Source organism: Halospina denitrificans (genome assembly GCF_004364635.1).
Classification (GTDB): Bacteria; Pseudomonadota; Gammaproteobacteria; order Pseudomonadales; family Oleiphilaceae; genus Halospina; species Halospina denitrificans.
This window is the reverse complement of record NZ_SOAX01000007.1, coordinates 187,572-205,058: the sequence shown is the minus strand read 5'-3', so window position 1 is coordinate 205,058 and position 17,487 is coordinate 187,572. Positions and strand designations below refer to the sequence as shown.

The 17,487-nt window shown below is 62.5% G+C and carries 20 protein-coding genes; 13 read left to right on the top strand and 7 right to left on the bottom strand.

Going from position 1 to position 17,487, the window contains the following annotated elements:
- Positions 1 to 3 precede the first annotated feature (3 nt).
- From DES49_RS14010 to ribA, 3 genes are all read left to right on the top strand, one after another.
- Complete coding sequence (locus DES49_RS14010) at positions 4 to 981, top strand: Nudix family hydrolase (protein ID WP_133737056.1); 978 nt, start codon at positions 4 to 6, stop codon at positions 979 to 981.
- The gene (gene moaC / locus DES49_RS14005) at positions 978 to 1,463 is read left to right on the top strand and encodes a cyclic pyranopterin monophosphate synthase MoaC (RefSeq protein WP_133737055.1); all 486 of its coding nucleotides are present in this window, start codon (positions 978 to 980) and stop codon (positions 1,461 to 1,463) included. The genes DES49_RS14010 and moaC overlap by 4 nt, the downstream gene beginning before the upstream one ends.
- Before the next feature lie 71 nt (positions 1,464 to 1,534).
- Positions 1,535 to 2,155, top strand: a complete 621-nt coding sequence (gene ribA, locus DES49_RS14000) for a GTP cyclohydrolase II (protein ID WP_133737054.1) — start codon at positions 1,535 to 1,537, stop codon at positions 2,153 to 2,155.
- Between the two features lie 9 nt (positions 2,156 to 2,164).
- Here the strand turns inward: ribA and dxs are convergent, their stop codons facing one another.
- From dxs to DES49_RS13980, 4 genes are all read right to left on the bottom strand, one after another.
- A complete protein-coding gene (gene dxs / locus DES49_RS13995; protein WP_133737053.1) occupies positions 2,165 to 4,096 on the bottom strand; it encodes a 1-deoxy-D-xylulose-5-phosphate synthase in 1,932 nt (643 codons plus the stop codon).
- A gap of 128 nt (positions 4,097 to 4,224) precedes the next feature.
- Positions 4,225 to 5,103: a polyprenyl synthetase family protein gene (locus DES49_RS13990; protein WP_133737052.1), complete on the bottom strand. Its 879-nt coding sequence runs from the start codon at positions 5,101 to 5,103 to the stop codon at positions 4,225 to 4,227.
- Positions 5,100 to 5,360: an exodeoxyribonuclease VII small subunit gene (locus tag DES49_RS13985; protein ID WP_133737051.1), complete on the bottom strand. Its 261-nt coding sequence runs from the start codon at positions 5,358 to 5,360 to the stop codon at positions 5,100 to 5,102. The genes DES49_RS13990 and DES49_RS13985 overlap by 4 nt, the downstream gene beginning before the upstream one ends.
- Before the next feature lie 38 nt (positions 5,361 to 5,398).
- Positions 5,399 to 6,193 carry an NRDE family protein gene (locus tag DES49_RS13980; RefSeq protein ID WP_166646096.1) on the bottom strand — a complete coding sequence of 265 codons (795 nt, stop codon included), beginning with the start codon at positions 6,191 to 6,193 and terminating at the stop codon, positions 5,399 to 5,401.
- A 36-nt stretch (positions 6,194 to 6,229) separates the two neighbouring features.
- On the opposite strand from DES49_RS13980, the gene DES49_RS13975 reads away from it, so the two are divergent.
- Genes DES49_RS13975 through DES49_RS13950 form a run of 6 tightly spaced genes read left to right on the top strand, consistent with a single transcriptional unit; the run spans position 6,230 to position 10,882 of the window.
- Positions 6,230 to 7,030: a sulfite exporter TauE/SafE family protein gene (locus DES49_RS13975; protein ID WP_133737049.1), complete on the top strand. Its 801-nt coding sequence runs from the start codon at positions 6,230 to 6,232 to the stop codon at positions 7,028 to 7,030.
- Positions 7,031 to 7,045: 15 nt separating this feature from the next.
- The gene (gene lgt, locus DES49_RS13970) at positions 7,046 to 7,840 is read left to right on the top strand and encodes a prolipoprotein diacylglyceryl transferase (protein WP_133737048.1); all 795 of its coding nucleotides are present in this window, start codon (positions 7,046 to 7,048) and stop codon (positions 7,838 to 7,840) included.
- A complete protein-coding gene (locus DES49_RS13965) occupies positions 7,841 to 8,680 on the top strand; it encodes a thymidylate synthase (protein ID WP_133737047.1) in 840 nt (279 codons plus the stop codon).
- 9 nt (positions 8,681 to 8,689) lie between these two features.
- Entirely contained in the window at positions 8,690 to 9,202 is a 513-nt protein-coding gene (locus tag DES49_RS13960; protein ID WP_133737046.1) for a dihydrofolate reductase, read from the top strand.
- A complete protein-coding gene (locus DES49_RS13955; protein WP_133737045.1) occupies positions 9,203 to 9,991 on the top strand; it encodes an acyl-CoA thioesterase in 789 nt (262 codons plus the stop codon).
- Between the two features lie 3 nt (positions 9,992 to 9,994).
- Positions 9,995 to 10,882, top strand: a complete 888-nt coding sequence (locus DES49_RS13950) for a DMT family transporter (protein WP_133737044.1) — start codon at positions 9,995 to 9,997, stop codon at positions 10,880 to 10,882.
- Here the strand turns inward: DES49_RS13950 and DES49_RS13945 are convergent.
- Positions 10,876 to 11,214 carry a hypothetical protein gene (locus DES49_RS13945; protein ID WP_243865057.1) on the bottom strand — a complete coding sequence of 113 codons (339 nt, stop codon included), beginning with the start codon at positions 11,212 to 11,214 and terminating at the stop codon, positions 10,876 to 10,878. The two genes, DES49_RS13950 and DES49_RS13945, sit on opposite strands and share 7 nt — an antisense overlap.
- A 141-nt stretch (positions 11,215 to 11,355) precedes the next feature.
- Here DES49_RS13945 and DES49_RS13940 point away from each other — a divergent pair, with 141 nt between their 5' ends.
- The 4 genes from DES49_RS13940 (at position 11,356) to DES49_RS13925 (ending at position 15,478) form a co-directional block, all read left to right on the top strand.
- Positions 11,356 to 11,820 (top strand): (2Fe-2S)-binding protein, encoded by a 465-nt coding sequence (locus DES49_RS13940; RefSeq protein WP_133737043.1) that lies wholly within the window; start codon positions 11,356 to 11,358, stop codon positions 11,818 to 11,820.
- Entirely contained in the window at positions 11,817 to 14,162 is a 2,346-nt protein-coding gene (locus tag DES49_RS13935) for a xanthine dehydrogenase family protein molybdopterin-binding subunit (protein WP_133737042.1), read from the top strand. Before DES49_RS13940 ends, DES49_RS13935 begins: the two co-directional genes overlap by 4 nt.
- A 92-nt stretch (positions 14,163 to 14,254) precedes the next feature.
- Positions 14,255 to 14,878: a class I SAM-dependent methyltransferase gene (locus DES49_RS13930; RefSeq protein WP_133737041.1), complete on the top strand. Its 624-nt coding sequence runs from the start codon at positions 14,255 to 14,257 to the stop codon at positions 14,876 to 14,878.
- Between the two features lie 24 nt (positions 14,879 to 14,902).
- Complete coding sequence (locus tag DES49_RS13925; protein ID WP_133737040.1) at positions 14,903 to 15,478, top strand: LON peptidase substrate-binding domain-containing protein; 576 nt, start codon at positions 14,903 to 14,905, stop codon at positions 15,476 to 15,478.
- On the opposite strand, the gene DES49_RS13920 is transcribed toward DES49_RS13925, so the two are convergent.
- Both DES49_RS13920 and DES49_RS13915 read right to left on the bottom strand, forming a co-directional pair.
- The gene (locus DES49_RS13920) at positions 15,403 to 16,461 is read right to left on the bottom strand and encodes a GGDEF domain-containing protein (RefSeq protein WP_166646095.1); all 1,059 of its coding nucleotides are present in this window, start codon (positions 16,459 to 16,461) and stop codon (positions 15,403 to 15,405) included. The genes DES49_RS13925 and DES49_RS13920 overlap by 76 nt on opposite strands.
- Entirely contained in the window at positions 16,454 to 17,437 is a 984-nt protein-coding gene (locus DES49_RS13915) for a GGDEF domain-containing protein (protein WP_133737038.1), read from the bottom strand. Before DES49_RS13915 ends, DES49_RS13920 begins: the two co-directional genes overlap by 8 nt.
- Positions 17,438 to 17,487: the final 50 nt, after the last annotated feature.

Sequence of the window (17,487 nt, the reverse complement as noted above, 5' to 3'; positions counted from 1 at the left end):
GCCATGGCCGTGGTGCATGTGGCGCTGGGGGTTGTTCTGGATACCGGTTCGGGCAGGAGGCGTGCCCTGGTGGCTCATCGTTCGGCTGACCAGCACCAGGGCGGTCTCCTTGAGTTTCCTGGCGGCAAGGTGGATGCGGGGGAAACGGCTCGGGAAGGGCTGTGCCGGGAACTGAGGGAAGAGGTCGGATTATCGGTCGATCCGGGTGCGCCGGAATTCCTGATGCGTGTTGAGCATGATTACGGCGATCGCCGAGTCCGGCTCGAGGTTTTTACGATAACCCGCTATACCGGCCATCCTGCCAGCCGTGAAGGCCAGACACTGGGCTGGCGGGAACTGGAAGGCCTGGAGCCCGGTGAATTTCCAGCGGCAAACCGTGTGATCCTGCAGGCGCTTCAGCAGCCGGACTTTATTCTCATTACGGGCACTGAACCGCCGGTATCGGATCTGCCCCCCGGCGCGCTGCGTGATTGGCTGTCGGGATGGGCGGGCAGCGACTGTGTTCTCCGCGCACCCGGGCGCTCTGCGACTGATTACCGGCGTGATTTTGAATGCCTGAACGGGGCGGCCGGTGATGCGGATGTCCGCGTTCTGGTCCATGGTGGCCCGGAGGTTCTGGAACAGTGCCCCGAGGCCGTCGGCCTCCACCTGCCATGGGCGGTGGCTGCCCGCCATTCCGCCCGCCCGGTATCCGGGGCCCATCGCCTGGGGGTATCCTGCCACGACGAGGTAGCATTAAGGCACGCTGAGCAGCTGGGCGCGGATTATGCCTTCCTGTCACCCGTGCGGCCGACGCGGACCCATTCGGGCCAACCGGCCATAGGGTGGGACCGTTTCCATGCCATGGCGGAATCGGTGTCTCTGCCCGTGTATGGCCTGGGTGGACTGGGTCCGGATGATCTGGAACAGGTACGGGCCCGGGGCGGCTGCGGCGTTGCCGGTATCCGTTTCTGGTGGGACACCAAGGGGGAATTCTCATGAGCAAACTGAGTCACGTGGATGAGTCCGGCGCTGCCAACATGGTGGATGTGGGCGACAAGCCCGTTACCCAGCGCGAGGCCAGGGCCGCGGGCACCATCCGGATGGCACCGGAAACCCTGGACATGATCCTGGCCGGCGAACACCCCAAGGGGGATGTGCTCGCTACGGCGCGTATCGCGGGGATCATGGCGGCCAAGAAAACCCATGAGCTGATTCCGCTCTGTCATTCCCTCAACCTGTCCTCAGTGAAGGTATGGCTTACGCCACGCGCGGATCGGGACGGCATTGATATCGAGAGCCGATGTCGCCTCTCCGCCAACACGGGTGTGGAGATGGAAGCTCTGACGGCGGTTTCGGTGGCGGCGCTCACGCTCTATGACATGTGCAAGGCGGTGGACCGGGGCATGGTTATTGACAACACCCGCCTGCTTGAAAAGCAGGGCGGTCGCTCCGGTCACTGGCAATCGTCGGAGGCTCAGTAGTCTCCGCGTATTCAGCGGTTGGGCGCCTTCTGTTACACTTGCATCCCTTTAATTTCTGAGAGGTCGGTCCCTTGGTCGTTCGCTTTATCGAAAGCTGTCGCTTGCCGACGCCATTTGGCGTTTTCGATATGCACGGCTTTGAGGAAATCAGTACCGGACAGGAGCACATTGCCCTGAGCCTTGGGGATGTTGCCGATGGTGAGCCGGTGCTGGCGCGGACCCACTCCGAATGCCTTACCGGCGATGCCCTTTACAGCATGCGTTGTGACTGTGGCTATCAACTCGAAGAGGCGCTTCGCAGTATTGCCATTGAAGGGCGCGGGCTTCTGCTCTACCTGCGCCAGGAAGGGCGTGGTATCGGTCTTCTCAACAAGATCCGGGCCTACAATCTCCAGGACCAGGGCGCGGATACTGTTGAAGCCAATGAACGCCTTGGATTTGCTGCCGATCTACGCGATTACAGCATGTGCCTGGATATGCTGTCCCATCTGGGAATCGCAAAGCTGCGGTTGATGACGAACAATCCGCGCAAGGTGGATGCCCTCAGGGAGCTCGGGATTGAGGTGGTGGAACGGGTCCCGCTCCAGGTCGGGCGCAACCCCCATAATGAAACCTACCTGGATACCAAGCGCTCACGGATGGGGCACTGGTTCACTACCCACCAGGACGACGACCCGCCCCTCGAGGACTGAGCCCCGGGGTCAGGAGTGCTGGACGGCCGCGAGCCGCCCATTGTCGAGCTGTGCCAGCCGCTCCTGGATGGACTGCTGGATACTGTCCACATCCAAACCACAGTCGGCAAGCTGTTCAGCGGGCTTGCCATGGTCAATAAAGCGGTCCGGCAATCCCAGCTGCAGTAGATCCACTGCAATTCCCGCCGAGTGCAGGTGCTCGGAAACCGCGCTGCCGGCACCCCCGGCAACCACGTTCTCCTCGATGGTCACCAGCAGGTCATGGCTTTCAGCAAGACGCTCCACCAGTTCGGTGTCCAGAGGTTTCACAAAGCGCATGTCGGCAACAGTCGCACCGAGCGAGTTCGCCACTTCCAGTGACGGCTGCACCATGGATCCGAAGGCCAGTATGGCGACGCGCTGGCCTTCGCGCCGGAGACGCCCCTTGCCGATGGGCAGTGCCGTCATTTCCTCGTTGATTTCAACCCCCGGACCCGTGCCCCTGGGGTAGCGAACGGCGGCCGGTCCCTGATGGCAATGGCCGGTGTAGAGCAGCTGCCGGGTCTCGTCCTCGTCCGACGGAGCCATCACCACCATGTTGGGTACACAGCGCAGGTAGGTCAGGTCGAAGGCGCCGGCGTGGGTCGGGCCATCCTCGCCCACCTGGCCGGCGCGGTCGATGGCAAAAAGCACATCCAGGTTTTGAAGCGCGACGTCATGGATCAGCTGGTCGTAGGCGCGTTGCAGGAAGGTGGAGTAGATGGCCACCACCGGCTTGGCGCCGTCGCAGGCCATACCTGCGGCCAGGGTAACAGCGTGCTGTTCGGCAATGGCCACGTCGAAATAGCGTTCCGGGAAGCGTTCGGAGAAGGCAACCAGATCGGAGCCTTCGCGCATTGCCGGGGTGATGCCGATAACGCGCTCATCCTGCGCGGCCATGTCACAGAGCCATTGGCCGAACACATTCGAGTATTTCGGCTTTTTGGGGGCGTCCGCCGGCTGGACCGGAGGCGCCGGTTCGATCTTGTTGATGGCGTGATAGCCCACGGGGTCCGATTCGGCGGGCCCAAAGCCCTTGCCCTTGGTGGTCACCACATGCAGGAACTGGGGGCCTTCCAGGGAGCGGATGTTTTCCAGTACCTCAAGCAGCCGGGGCAAATCGTGGCCGTCGATGGGGCCGATGTAGTTGAAGCCCATCTCCTCGAAGAGGGTGCCCGGGGCCAGCATGCCCTTGAGGTGTTCCTCGGAGCGGCGGATCAGGGCCTTGAGGCCGGGGGTGTTGGCCAGGAACCGCTTGCTGCCGTCGCGGACCTGGTGATAGGTGCGGCTCGCCAGGATCCGGGCAAAGTAGTTGGAAAGCCCGCCCACGTTGTGGGAAATGGACATATCGTTGTCGTTGAGTACCACCAGCAGGTTGGCACGCTCGTCCGCCGCGTGGGTCAGGGCCTCAAACGCCATGCCGGCGGTCATGGCCCCGTCGCCCATGACGGCGATGCTCTTGCGGGGCTTTCCCTGGATGCGTGCTGCCAGGGCCATGCCCAGCGCGGCGCTGATGGAGGTACTCGAGTGGCCAACGCCAAAGGTATCGTAGGGACTTTCGTCGCGATTGGGGAAGGCGGCGAGGCCGTCCTTTTTGCGGATGCTCCTGAGTTGCTCGCGGCGTTGGGTCAAAATCTTGTGGGGATAGGCCTGGTGACCCACGTCCCAGACAAGCCGGTCATCCGGGGTGTTGAACACATAGTGCAGGGCCAGGGTCAGCTCGATCACGCCAAGCCCGCCGCCGAAATGCCCTCCGGACTGGCCCACGGACCATAGCAGGAAGGCGCGCAGTTCACGCGCCAGGGGTACGAGCTGATCGCGCCGGATGACCTCGCGCAGCTGCTCGGGGGTCTCGACCCGGTCCAGCAAGGGGGTATCCGGCCGTTGGTCGGGGATGGTATTGAAAACGGTGTTATCGTGCATCCGGAAGTTGCTGCCCCTGCGGTTCCTTAACGGTAAGCCCGCATTATAGTGAAATTCGATCCCGAGTTCAGCGTCTGTGGTAAGGGCTACAATAAGGGTGCGCTACCGGCGCTGACAACAGGGCTGGATCAGTGATCGCGCTGGACGATGAATCGTGCCAGTGCCCTGAGCAGCTCCGTATTCCCCGTTACCCCCTCCAATGCCTCATTGGCGCTCTCGCTCAGTGACTCAAGACGCTGGCGTGCCCCCTCGATACCCAGGAGCGACGTATAGGTTGCCTTGTTCTGGTTGCTGTCCGAGCCCTGTGGTTTACCGGTTTTCTCGGCACTGCCCTCGACATCGAGAATGTCGTCCTGGACCTGGAAGGCGAGGCCGATGGCGCGTCCGAATTGTCGCAGCGCGCCGATGCTTGTCTCGCTGGCGCCTGCTGCCAGTGCCCCCAGGACCAGTGATGCCTCGATGAGTGCTCCAGTCTTGCGCCGATGCATCGTCTCGAGCGCCTCGATCGATGGATGCCCGCCCGTGGCGTCGAGATCCAGTGCCTGGCCCCCGGCCATGCCCTGATGCCCGCTGGCCTCCGCGAGAACCCGCATCATTTCCAGGACCTGACCGGGGGCGGCCTGTGTTGTGCCCAGACCTTCAAAGGCGAGCGTCTGCAGGGCGTCCCCAGCGAGTATGGCGGTCGCTTCGTCAAAGGCAATATGACAGGTGGGCCGACCACGGCGCAGCTCATCGTTGTCCATGGCGGGCAGGTCATCATGGACCAGAGAATAGGCGTGAATAAGTTCCACGGCCACCGCCGCCGGCATGGCCGTATCCGTTGAGCCTCCACAGCACTGGCTGGTTGCAAGTACCAATGCCGGCCTCAGCCGCTTGCCGCCCCCAAGAACAGCATGGCGCATGGCCTTGTGCAGGCGACGGGGTTCCCGGTCCGCTGCCGGCAGGGATGTCTCCAGGGCCGACTCAAGGCGTTCGCGGGTGTCGCTCAGGAAGCTGTCCGGGCTCATGACTCCGAGTCGTCCGGGTAGGGCCGGCTTTCCAGTTCGCCATCGCTGTTCTCGATGACCTGCTCGACACGCTGTTCAGCGGCGCGCAGGGACTGCTGGCAGGAGCGGGTCAGCTGCACGCCGCGCTCAAAGGCCTTGAGGGATTCCTCCAGAGGCATCTCGCCCTGCTCCAGTTTGCGCACGAGGCTCTCCAGTTCCTGGATGCTGGATTCGAAGCTGGACAGGTTGTTTTCGTTATTCCCGTTTTCGTCAGTCATATCGTGCTGTGTTCCCGGAAGGTTGAAAGTCGGCCGGTTCAGGATTGTGGCGATAGTGTACCAAAACGGAAGTGTTGCAGGCTTCCCCTGGCACCATTAGGGCCGTAGGTCTGTTCGCTGACCTCCGCGATGCCGTCATGGGTGATGCTGACCACGGTGGTGGCACGGGTGCCGTAATGGCTGCCATGGATGAAAACCGGAGACAGGGCCCGTTCCAGCTCCAGACCCACGCCCGTGTCGGGGAGCTCTGGATCCGGGGCGGGGGCCGTATCGGCGAAGCGCTGGATCAGCTGGTCGTGCAGGTCTGGTGCCGGTGTGAGGGCACCATCCAGGATCTCGCTCAGCCAGTGGCGCGCGAGCTGGAGTTTGGGCCAGGGCGTGTCGAGGAGGTGATTGCTGATGCCGTGGATGCCATCGCGCAGGGTGACAAAACCCTCGGTGGCTTCACTGCTGATGCAGTGTACGGCCTCCCTGTCGTAACCAATCAGGTTGAAGGCGCCATAGTGTTCCTGCGTCTTGTGGATCTGGGCCGCAGCCCCGGGCATGGAGTCGGCGCGGAGCAGTTCCAGGGGCAGCTGACCCCGCGACCGGGGAGCGTTCGGCAGCTGCGGGGCACGGTAATTGGTTACGGCGCTGACGCGTCCGTCGGGCATGATGCCCAGCCAGGTTCCGCCGGACTTCTCATCACGCCCGGCGAGCGGCCCCTGTTCCGACCACCAGTGCATGGCACTTGTCGGGCGCTGGTGGAACTCGTCCCGGTTGGCCACCAGTACGAAGCGGTAATGGGCGTCGGGATTAAGGGCGAAGACAATGAGGCACATGGCCGGTATCATAGCATCCATTTTTCGGGAAGGACGCAGCGGAGCATCATGGGGTTTCTGGAAGCATTCGCACTCTACCTGGCCCTGGGCGCTGCCGCGGGCACGCTGGCAGGGCTTTTTGGTATCGGTGGCGGGCTCATCATCGTACCGGTGCTGTTGGTGGCGCTGGAGATCCAGGGCGTGAGCGCTGCTGTGTCGGCGCATCTTGCCGTGGGCACCTCACTGGCTACGGTTGTTTTTACCTCTCTCAGTTCGATACAGACCCACCACTCCAAGCGGGCGGTGCGCTGGGACCTGTTCCGGCCCATGGCGGTGGGCATTCTTGTGGGGGCCGCCCTGGGCGCGACAACGGCCGGGGCCTTGAGTGGTGAGATGCTCCAGCGCATCATCGGTGTTTTCGTGGTGCTGGCGGCGATCAAGATGGCCAGTGGCTGGTCGCCGAAGGCGGGGGAGCGCCTGCCCCATCGCGCTGAGCTGGGTGGCGTCGGCGGCGGAATCGGTTGGCTCTCGGCCATTGTCGGCATTGGCGGGGGCACACTCACGGTTCCGTACCTGACCTGGGTAGGCACCCGCATGCAGCAGGCGGTGGGCACCTCGGCGGCCTGCGGTTTTCCAATAGCGGTTTCCGGGGCGCTGACGAACGTGGTGGTAGGCTGGGGCAGGGCTGGCCTGCCGGACTACAGTGCTGGTTTCATATATGGCCCGGCCGCGCTCGGCATCGTGATAATGAGTGTTCCCTTTGCGCGACTCGGGGCGCTGCTGGCCCATCGGCTGAATGAATTGGTACTCAAGCGCCTTTTCGCGCTTCTGTTGATCGTGATTGGGATCCGTTTCCTGCTCAATGCTTAATGCCTGAGGAACTTCATGCTTAGACATCCTGAATTCGACCCCGTGGCCATTGCCATCGGACCACTGGAGATCCACTGGTATGGGCTGACCTACCTGGCGGCTTTCCTGGGAGGGTGGGGACTTGCCCGCCTGAGAACCGGGCGTTCCGATTCGCCGGTGAACAACGAGCAGCTGGCCGACCTGATTTTCTACCTGGCGCTGGGGGTGATCCTCGGCGGGCGCTTCGGATATGTGCTTTTCTACCATTTCGAGCGATTCCTGGGTGACCCGCTCTGGCTCTTCCAGATCTGGGAAGGGGGGATGTCCTTCCATGGTGGCCTCATCGGTGTGTTGATCGCGATGTTCCTGTTCGCCCGCAAGCTGGGCTGTCACTTCTTCAATATCGCGGATTTCATTGCCCCGGTTATTCCGGTGGGTCTCGGGCTGGGCCGCCTCGGCAACTTCATCAACGGTGAGCTCTGGGGCCGGCCCACGGATGTACCCTGGGCCATGGTGTTTCCCCAGGCCGGTGATGCCCTGGCCCGACACCCCTCGCAGCTTTATCAGTTTGCGCTGGAAGGCGTGCTTCTGCTTGCGGTGCTCTGGGTCTTCTCCGCGCGTCCGCGTCCTCTTATGGCCGTTTCGGCCCTGTTCCTGCTGGGCTATGGTGTTGTGCGAACCTTTGCGGAGTTCTTTCGGGCGCCGGACCCCCACCTGGGATACGTCGCCTTCGACTGGATGACCATGGGCCAGGTCCTGTCCATTCCCATGGCCCTGGTCGGTGCCGTTATGCTGTGGATGGCGTATCGCAACGAGAAGGGGAACGCCTGAATGGAATCCTACCTGAACCTGATGCGAGACATCCTGGATAATGGCACGGACCGGGGAGACCGCACGGGCGTGGGGACCCGTTCCGTTTTCGGGCGCCAGCTTCGCTTCGACCTTTCCGAAGGGTTTCCGCTGCTGACCACCAAGAAGGTCCACGTGCGCAGCATCATCCACGAGCTCCTGTGGTTCCTGAACGGCTCCACGGATAATAATGAACTCAAGGCCCACAACGTCTCCATCTGGGACGAGTGGGCGCTGGACAACGGCGACCTGGGCCCCATCTATGGCAAGCAGTGGCGCAGCTGGCGGTGCCCGGACGGCAGTACCGTGGACCAGATCAGCGAGGTGCTGGACCAGATCCGGACCCGGCCGGAATCCCGGCGGCTGCTGGTCAGCGCCTGGAACCCGGCGGAGCTGCCCGATGAATCCATGAGCCCCCAGGACAATGTACGCCATGGCCGCATGGCCCTGGCTCCCTGCCACTGCCTGTTCCAGTTCTATGTGGCGGACGGGCGGCTGTCCTGCCAGCTCTACCAGCGCAGTGCGGATCTTTTTCTTGGAGTCCCCTTCAATATCGCATCCTACAGTCTGCTGACCTGCATGATGGCCCAGCAGGCGGATCTCGAACCCGGGGATTTCGTCCATACCTTCGGGGATGTGCACCTGTACCAGAACCACATGACGGACGATATCGTTTATGAGCAGCTGCGCCGCACACCCGGGCCACGTCCGCGTCTGGAACTGGCACGGCGGCCGGCAACCCTGTTTGATTATCGCGAAGAGGATTTCCGGATCCTGGACTATCACCCACAGCCCGGGATCCGGGCTCCCATCGCTGTCTGAGGAGCATCCATGCGTACGGCACTGATTGTGGCCATGTCGCGAAACCGGGTCATCGGGCGCAATAATGCATTGCCCTGGTACCTGCCCGAGGACCTGCGCTACTTCAAGCAGGTGACCTACGGCAAACCCATCATCATGGGCCGGAAAACCCAGGAATCCATCGGTCGACCCCTGCCGGGCCGCCAGAACCTGGTGGTTACCCGGGACCCGCACTGGCAGCGGGATGGGGTTACCGTTGTGAACTCCCTGGATGAAGCGCTCTCCCGGGCCGAGGCACAGGCCTATATTGATGGGGGCGAAGAGCGGGTGGTGATCGGCGGCAGTCAGATCTACGCCGAGGCACTGCCCGTCGCGGACCGCCTCTATATGACGGAAGTGCACGCCGAGGTGGAGGGCGATACCTTCTTTCCGGAAGTGGACTGGGATCAGTGGCACGAGATAGCCCGGGAGGACCATCCCGCGAGCGAGAACAACCCCTTTCCATACAGCCTGGTGACCTACGACCGGGCAGGGAGCCAATGAATGCCTGATTTTGATGAATTGATGCGCCAGGGCCGTGATGGCCATGCCACCATAACCCCGGACTGGGGGCAGGGCCGGGCGACTTTCGGTGGCCTCCTGGGCGCCATGGCCCATGAAGCCATGGTGCGCCGGCTTTCCGACGACCGCCCCCTGCGGTCACTGGCCGTTTCCTTTATCGCGCCGGCTGCGCCGGATGCTGAGGTTACGGTGGAGGCGGAGATCCTGCGCCAGGGCAAGGCGGTTACCCAGGTGGAGAGTCGCCTTTACCAGAATGATCAGGTGGTGCTTGTCGCACTGGGCAGTTTCGGCGTGAGCCGCGACTCGGTTGTAGCGCTCGAGCCGGAACCGGCGCCCGAAGTGAAGGAACCCGAGGCCGGGTATCCGATGCCGCAAATGGAGGGGGTAACACCGGATTTCCTTCGTCATTACGACCTGCGCTTCGCCCTGGGTGGTTTTCCGTTTACGGGGTCCAGCGATCGGACCATGGGAGGCTGGATGCGGTTCCGCGAGCCACCGGAGGCGATCACCGCTTCCCACCTCGTGGCCCTGATTGATACCTGGCCGCCGGCCCTGCTCCCCCATCTTCCCAAACCGGCTCCGGCGAGCACACTCAGCTGGACCATGGAACTGGTCCATCCGTTGCCGGCAATCGCCCCCGACGACTGGTTGCTCTACAAAGCCACCATCGACCAGGCCAGGGACGGTTATGGCTATACCCAGGCAGGTATATGGACCGCCTCGGGGGAGCTGGTGGCGCTGAGCCGCCAGACAGTTACGGTGTTTGCCTGATCGATGAAAGACCAGCGTCAGGCCATGCTGCTGGGGTTGGCTACCGTGCTGCTGTGGTCCACCGCAGCCACCGCTTTCAAGGTATCACTGGCGTATCTGTCGCCGATTGCGCTGATGTTCTGGGCCAGCAGCTTCTCCATCCTGGTTCTGGTGGGATGGCAGGCCTGGCAGGGTCAGCTGCGTGCCTCCCTTACGCCCGGGCGTCGCGGGATGCTGTTGTCGATCGGCTTCGGGCTGATCAACCCCTGCCTCTACTATCTGCTGCTTTTCGGCGCCTATGACCGCCTTCCCGCCCAAGAGGCGATGGCCATCAATTACACCTGGGCGCTGACGCTGACCTATCTGGCCGTGCCCCTGCTGGGGCATCGCCTGCACCTGAGCGATGGTATTGCGGGCCTTGTATGCTATGGCGGTGTCTTTGTGATTGCCACGCGGGGAGATGTCCTGTCCTTCCAGCTGTCCGATGGGGCCGGCGTGGCCCTGGCGTTGCTCAGTACGCTGGCATGGGCGCTTTACTGGATTTTCAATACCCGTGATACACGGGAACCGGTGGCGGGACTCCTGCTGAACTTTCTGTTCGCCTGGCCGTTGCTGCTCCTGCTCGCTCTTTATGAGGGCTGGCAATGGCCTTCCTGGCAGGGGATGGCGGGGGCCGCATGGGTGGGCGCCTTTGAGATGGGCATCGCCTTCGTGCTCTGGCTTCTCGCGATGAAGAAGGCAACGAATACATCGCGCCTGAGCAACCTGATCTTCCTGTCGCCGCCGTTGTCACTGGTCTTTGTGGCGGTGATTGTGGGGGAGGTGATCCGTCCTTCGACCGTGGTTGGATTGGTGATGGTGGTCGCTGGTCTTTATCTGCAGCAGCGCTACCGGAGCCAGGACGCTCAGTAGCGCTCCACGGGGCGCCGGTTTGACCGGGGATCTTCCCAGTCCAGTTCGCGGGGGTCATACCATCCCAGGGCCTGGCGAACCCTGCGTCGGGACGTTTCGGACAGCGAGGCCCATATGGCCTCGAAGCGCTCCACGGCGTCCTGGCGGGTCCCCTGCCGTCGGCTGTTGAGCTGCTTGCACAGTCTGGGCAGCCCAAGGGCTTCACCCAGCTGTCCAGGCACGAGGCGCTCCTCCCCCAAAACCTTCTTTCGGTGCATACGCCGGGAGAGTACTTTCTGCAGGGCCTGTGCCGCCATCAGGGCGGTTTCTTCATCAAAGTCTTCGTGGTTCAAGGCGGTAACCCGAATTCCCGATCCAAACGTAACTATAACCCGTGGGCGTCAGGACTGTCTGCATTGGCTGCTATGCAGCAGCAATCGTCGTGGCGCATAATACGTTTCAGGCATAAGCGACCAATAAAAAGGAGCGTCATCATGGCAAGCCTCACAATCAACGGCGAGGAGCATGAGCTCAAGGTGCCGGGCGAAATGCCATTGCTCTGGGCACTGCGCGATGTTGTCCAGCTGACGGGCACCAAGTTCGGCTGTGGTATCTCTGAGTGTGGCGCCTGCACGGTGCACGTTGATGGCGAGGCAACACGTTCCTGTGTGACACCCGTATCCGCCGTAGACGGCAAGAAGGTCACCACCATCGAAGCCATGGCCGATGACGCCACCGGCAAGCGGGTTCAGCAGGCCTGGCTGGATCTGGGTGTTGCCCAGTGTGGTTACTGCCAGGGCGGGCAGATTATGGCGGCAACCGCCCTGCTCAAGGAGAATCCGGAGCCCGATGAGGAGCAGATCCGCGAGGCCATGAACGGTAATCTCTGCCGCTGCGGCACCTATAACCGGATCATGGCGGCGATTAAGCGCGCCTCGGGCGGGGAGGAAAAGGCATGAGCCAGGATAGGGAAATGCCAATGATCGCCAATGTCAGCCGCCGCCACTTTCTCAAGGGGCTGGCGGCCAGCAGTGCCCTGGTGGTGGCTGTGCGCTGGGACCCCCTGCTCGCGGAGGAAGAGGAAACACAGTATGGCGCGGCTGCTATGCCCGGCGGTTGGGTCGATAACCCCAATGTCTTCATTCATATTGACGCCGATGGCACCGTGACCGTGGTCAACCATCGTTCCGAGATGGGGCAGGGGATCCGCACCAGCCTGGTAATGGTCGCCGCCGACGAACTGGGTGCTGACTGGGATCGGGTCCGGGTCGAGCAGGCTCCGGCGAACCAGGAGAAATACGGCAACCAGAATACGGATGGCTCCCGCAGCATGCGCCACTGGTTCAGCCCCATGCGCCGTGCCGCCGCCGCTGCCCGGAGCATGCTCGAGCAGGCCGCTGCCAATGAGTGGGGTGTTCCGAAGGAAGAGTGTCGTGCCGGTGTGCATCTGGTTCGACATGAGCCCAGTGGTCGCGAACTCGGCTTTGGCGAGCTGGCTGGCCGTGCCCGGGAGCTGAGTATTCCCGACCGGGAGAGCCTGACCCTCAAGCCGGACAGCGAACTGCGTTACATCAGCCGGGAAACCGGGATGGTCAATGGCGAGCTGCGCGACGACAGCGCGCGGCCACCGGCGATTGACGGCGACGGCATTGTCTCCGGCAGTGCGGTCTTCGGTGGCGACGTCATTTTCGATGACCAGCTTTTCGCGGTGGTTGCACGTCCGCCGGTTTACGGCGCCAACCTTAAAAGCGTGGACGATGCCGAAGCCCTCAAGGTGCCCGGGGTGGTGAAGGTGGTCACCATTGAGGGCGCGGATCCACCCGCGGGTTTTGAGCCACTGGGCGGGGTGGCCGTTGTGGCCGAGAATACCTGGGCGGCGATCGAGGGGCGCCGGGCCCTGTCCATTGAGTGGAACCTGGAGGCGGCCGGTGACAATGCCCGTTATGACACTGAAGCCTATCGCAAGGCGCTGGAGGAGGCCGCGCAGTCGCCCGGCAAGACCATCCGTGAGAGCGGCAACATCGAAGAAGCGCTCGAAAAAGCGGACAGGCGCCTGGACGCTACCTACTATATGCCGCATATGGCCCAGGCGCCCATGGAGCCGCCGGTAGCTGTGGTCCGCTTCAAGGATGGCAAGGGCGAAGCCTGGGCGCCGGTCCAGCATCCGCGCGCCACCCGCGAGGGTGTTGCCGGAAAGCTGGGGCTGGATGTCGAGGATGTCACCGTCAACGTCACCCTGCTTGGCGGCGGCTTTGGCCGTAAATCCAAGCCGGACTTTGTCATGGAAGCGGCCAGCGTTGCCCGCCAGTTTGAAGGGCGCCCCGTACGTGTCCAATGGACCCGGGAAGACGACATCCAGCATACCTATTTCCATGCCAACTCCGTCGATCGTCTTGAGGCAGGGCTCGACGCGGATGGCAAGGCGATCGGTTGGCTGCACCGGACCCTGTCGCCCAGCATCGGCTCCCTGTTTGCCGAGGACCCGGAGCACAAGGGCGGCTTCGAGCTGGGGATGGGCTTCAATACCATGCCTTTTGACATCCCCGCCATCCGCCTGGAAAACCCCAAGGCCTCGGCGCATGTGCGCATCGGCTGGTTCCGATCCGTCTACAACCTGCCCCACGCCTTTGCCATACAGAGCTTTGCGGCGGAAATGGCGGAAGCGGCCGGGCGCGACCACCGGGATTACCTGCTTGAGTTGCTGGGCCCGGCGCGCCGTATTGATCCGGCTACGTTCAACGATGAGTGGAACTACGGGGAAGACCCTGAACGCTACCCCATCAACGTCGGCCGCATGCGAGCGGTCGTCGAACGCGCCACGCAGGAGGCGGGGTGGGGCCGTGAACTGCCACCGGGCCGTGGGCTGGGGCTGGCCATGCATCACAGCTTTGTCTCCTACACGGCGGTGGTCATGGAGGTGGAAGTCCAGGACGATGGTGGCGTGATCGTACATCGCGCAGACATGGCCTTTGACTGCGGTCGCCAGGTCAATCCGGAGCGGATCCGCTCCCAGCTCGAGGGAGCCTGCGTCATGGGGATCGGGATCGCCCTGCACAGTGAGGTGACCCTTAGCGAGGGGGTAGTGGCACAGGACAATTTCCACCAGTATCATATTCCGCGAATGGAGCACGCCCCGCGTGAAGTGCGCGTGCATCTGGTGAACAATGACCCCAATGCGCCGATGGGTGGTGTGGGAGAACCCGGGTTGCCGCCTGTGGCACCGGCGCTCTGCAATGCCATTTATGCGGCGACGGGACAACGCATCCGGCAACTGCCGGTGGCGGATCAGCTCGCGGGCTGATCGGGGGTTTGTTACCGGCTGCAAATCACAGGTGACGAACCCGGGTGCAATTGGTAGGGTATGCCCCTTCTTTTCAGGTAGGAGTGCAGAAATTGGACAACAACAGTATTCGCGGTGCCTATAAGCGTTACGCACCGGTTTATGATTGGGTATTCGGGCTCGTCTTCAGGAACGGTCGTCGCACTGCCCTGAAAACACTGGAATACGAGCCCGGCGATCAGATTCTGGAAGTGGGCGTCGGCACGGGCCTTTCCCTGCCGGAATTTCCGAGTTATACCCATATCACCGGTATCGATCTGTCCCAGGACATGCTGGACAGGGCCCAGAAGCGGGTCGAGAAGCACGGTCTGACGAACACCGACCTCTACTGCATGGACGCGATGGAACTGGACTTCCCGGACAACTCCTTCGACAAGTTGATCGTGCTCTACGTGCTGTCGGTGGTCCCGGATCCCTATAAGCTGATGAAGGAAATCCGTCGTGTCGCCAAGCCGGGCGCGGATGTGATCTTCGTGAATCACTTTGCCAAGGAAAACCCGCTGATCCGCAAGTTTGAATCCAGCCTTTCCAAGTACGCGGCACCGCTCGGCTTCCAGCCGGACTTCCCCATGGAGCCCGTGCTGGAGAATGTCGGCATGGACGTCAAGACCATCAAGCCTGTGAACCTCTTCGGATACTGGACCATGCTGCACGGTAAGTATCTGGATGAGCAGTAATCGGCGGATTCCGGGCCATAGCTGATGATCAGCCCGCTCTTTCCACTGAATTCAGTGGTGCTTCCGGGCGGGCGCCTGCCGCTGCAGCTTTTTGAGCGTCGCTACATCGACATGCTCAGTCGATGTCTCAAACAGGGCGAGGACTTTGTCATCGTCCTGCTTGAGCAGACCGGGCATGACACCCTTCCTGATGCTGCTTTCCATCCGATGGGCTGCGCCGTTCGCGTGGTGGATTTTGAGCCGTTGTCCAATGGCATGCTCGGCGTTACCGCTGAGGGCACCGCCAAGGTATCGGTGAGCCGGAACTGGCGTGAGCAGGATGGACTCAATGTTGGTGAGGTGGTTTTCCTTCCGGAGGAGCCGCACTGCGCCACGCCCATGCTCCACGAGGACCTGGCTAACATCCTCCGGGCTCTGTGCCAGCATCCGTCCGTCCAGTCCCTTGGTCTCGATATTGATTACGAGGACGCGCGCCAGGTCGGGTGGCGGTTGACGGAACTCCTTCCCCTCGACATCAGCAGCCGTCAGTCGCTGCTGGAAATGGACGACCCACTGGAACGGCTGGAGGTGCTCACACGGCTGGTGGAGGAGATGGAGTGATGCGTGCCCGTGTTCAGGTGCCACACCTGGTCGTAGCCACGCCGATGCGCCTCCTCAAGCGCTTCCGTGCAGCGCTGTTTCATATGCTTGACGCTGGTTTCCCCCTCGGTCCTTGTGGTGCAGCCCAGGCTCGCGGTGATGCTTTCCGCAACCGGCCATCGTGATTCGCCCACCAGGCGCCGGATCCGCTCGGCGATGACGCGCAGCCCCTCCTCATGGGTGAAGGGCAGAAGCAGGTAGAAGTGGCCATTCCCAAGGTAGTAGTGGCTGTCTCCTGCACGCATGGCTGCGCCAAGCTGGGTGCTGATGGCCCGGAACAGTTCGGGCAGCTGGGAATCCCCGTGGACATTGCGGAGTTCGTCCAGGTGATCGACGGACAGCAGTGCCAGTGACAGGCAATGCCCTGTTGCTTCGGAGCGGCTGATCTCCTTGGCCAGGGTTTCATCCAGGCAGCGGCGGTTGTAGGCACCGGTTTCCGAATCAATGATGGTGAGTGTATCCACGTAACGCGCGCTGTAGTGGTACCTGAATGCAAACCATGCAGCTGCCCCTGCGAGCAGTAACAGGGCAGTCAGCAGTGACAGCCGCTCATAGGCGGGGACGGGCGCCATAATGACCATCGCCAGGGCGATGATGATGGCGGAGAGCACCAGCGCCTGGCGGATGCGCAGGATCAACAGATTCACCAGCACCAGGGGAAAAAGCCAGATTGATGCCAGTTCCGGTTCAATGGCGATGCAGACCAGGATCGTCAGACCGATGAGCCCCAGCAGGGGCAAATGCGCCTTTGCCGTCAGTTGTTGACGACGCATCATGAAGGTGTATGCGGCGCCGGTTACGCTGATGACCGCAACAATCAGTGCGCCAAAGAAGAGTTCATAGAGGCCATAGAGCAGATTGGCCTGGGCCAGGATCAGGAAGCACAGGCCGGTGACGGCATAACTGCTGATGTGCGTCCGGGTGCGCAGGGCGGTCTCAGTCACGGCCACCTCCAGACTCGGTATGGGTGATGACCCGGTTGCCACCCTGCTTGCGGGCCCGTCGCAGCGCCTCCAGGGCCTTCTGTTCCAGCGCCGTTGTGTCGTCAGCAACATTCATCCCTGCCACTCCGGCGCTCACGCTCAACACAAGCCCTTCACCGGAGAGCATCCGGCGCACCTGTTCGCACAGTGACTCGCCCGTTTGTAGTGCGCCGGCGGTGTCAGTCACGGGGAGTATCAGGAAGAACGTCATCTCCTCAATGCGGTAGTAACTGTCAAAGTCTCTCAGGGTGCGGTGGAGCAGGCGCCCCATGCGGACAATCAGGTTGGTCCGGTCGGCTTTGGGTAGCGGGGGCTCGGGGTCATCAACCTGCAGAGCGACGACAGTGACGGGGGTTCCCTCCCGCTCACCGCGCTGGATTTCCCGGTGCAGGTCGGTCTCCAGGTAATCGTGGGTGGATGCCAGGGTCAGCGAGTCCGTTCGCCTCAGCGGTGCGAGCTGGGCGGCCTTGTATTCACGCAGGTAGACAAAAATGGCGGTCAGGGCCGTGGAAAGAACCAGCATCGGGACCAGCTGGTGACGAATCATGCCCAGGGCAGGGTCCGTGGCCAGCGCCAGCACGGCAATGATGAACAGCGCGCTGGCTCCCAGGGCGACCCAGAGCGGCCAGACCGCAAAGAGAAGGAGCGGAACCAGAAAACTCCAGAACGTCAGCGGCTGCAGGTGGCCCGTAAAGGTCCCGATGGCGACAAGGAACAACAGCAGTGAGGCTGTTCGAAGGGACCAGCGCCCCGCCGTGGGCGCATGCATCGCCAGCCACGGCAGATGCAGCGCGATGGGCAGGGCCAGGGCGGCGGAAACCAGTGCGGAGAGGTGGAACCCCACCGCCAGCGATGACAGGGAGTAGCCAAGAAGAACCAGGATCGACAGGATCAGCAGCGGTGTCGGGATAGGCGGCGTGGTCTGTTCCGTTTCCATAGAAGACTCCTTGGTTGGGGTGGTGCTGTATCACCGGGGCCGCGCACGCG

Bases quoted from the DNA above. Each gene is read 5' to 3' on its own strand.
- DES49_RS14010 (WP_133737056.1), top strand. From the start codon at position 4: ATGGCCGTGGTGCATGTGGCGCTGGGGGTTGTTCTGGATACCGGTTCG.
- moaC (WP_133737055.1), top strand. From the start codon at position 978: ATGAGCAAACTGAGTCACGTGGATGAGTCCGGCGCTGCCAACATGGTG.
- dxs (WP_133737053.1), bottom strand. From the start codon at position 4,096: ATGCACGATAACACCGTTTTCAATACCATCCCCGACCAACGGCCGGAT.
- DES49_RS13990 (WP_133737052.1), bottom strand. From the start codon at position 5,103: ATGAGCCCGGACAGCTTCCTGAGCGACACCCGCGAACGCCTTGAGTCG.
- DES49_RS13985 (WP_133737051.1), bottom strand. From the start codon at position 5,360: ATGACTGACGAAAACGGGAATAACGAAAACAACCTGTCCAGCTTCGAA.
- DES49_RS13980 (WP_166646096.1), bottom strand. From the start codon at position 6,193: ATGATACCGGCCATGTGCCTCATTGTCTTCGCCCTTAATCCCGACGCC.
- DES49_RS13975 (WP_133737049.1), top strand. From the start codon at position 6,230: ATGGGGTTTCTGGAAGCATTCGCACTCTACCTGGCCCTGGGCGCTGCC.
- lgt (WP_133737048.1), top strand. From the start codon at position 7,046: ATGCTTAGACATCCTGAATTCGACCCCGTGGCCATTGCCATCGGACCA.
- DES49_RS13965 (WP_133737047.1), top strand. From the start codon at position 7,841: ATGGAATCCTACCTGAACCTGATGCGAGACATCCTGGATAATGGCACG.
- DES49_RS13960 (WP_133737046.1), top strand. From the start codon at position 8,690: ATGCGTACGGCACTGATTGTGGCCATGTCGCGAAACCGGGTCATCGGG.
- DES49_RS13955 (WP_133737045.1), top strand. From the start codon at position 9,203: ATGCCTGATTTTGATGAATTGATGCGCCAGGGCCGTGATGGCCATGCC.
- DES49_RS13950 (WP_133737044.1), top strand. From the start codon at position 9,995: ATGAAAGACCAGCGTCAGGCCATGCTGCTGGGGTTGGCTACCGTGCTG.
- DES49_RS13940 (WP_133737043.1), top strand. From the start codon at position 11,356: ATGGCAAGCCTCACAATCAACGGCGAGGAGCATGAGCTCAAGGTGCCG.
- DES49_RS13935 (WP_133737042.1), top strand. From the start codon at position 11,817: ATGAGCCAGGATAGGGAAATGCCAATGATCGCCAATGTCAGCCGCCGC.
- DES49_RS13925 (WP_133737040.1), top strand. From the start codon at position 14,903: ATGATCAGCCCGCTCTTTCCACTGAATTCAGTGGTGCTTCCGGGCGGG.
- DES49_RS13915 (WP_133737038.1), bottom strand. From the start codon at position 17,437: ATGGAAACGGAACAGACCACGCCGCCTATCCCGACACCGCTGCTGATC.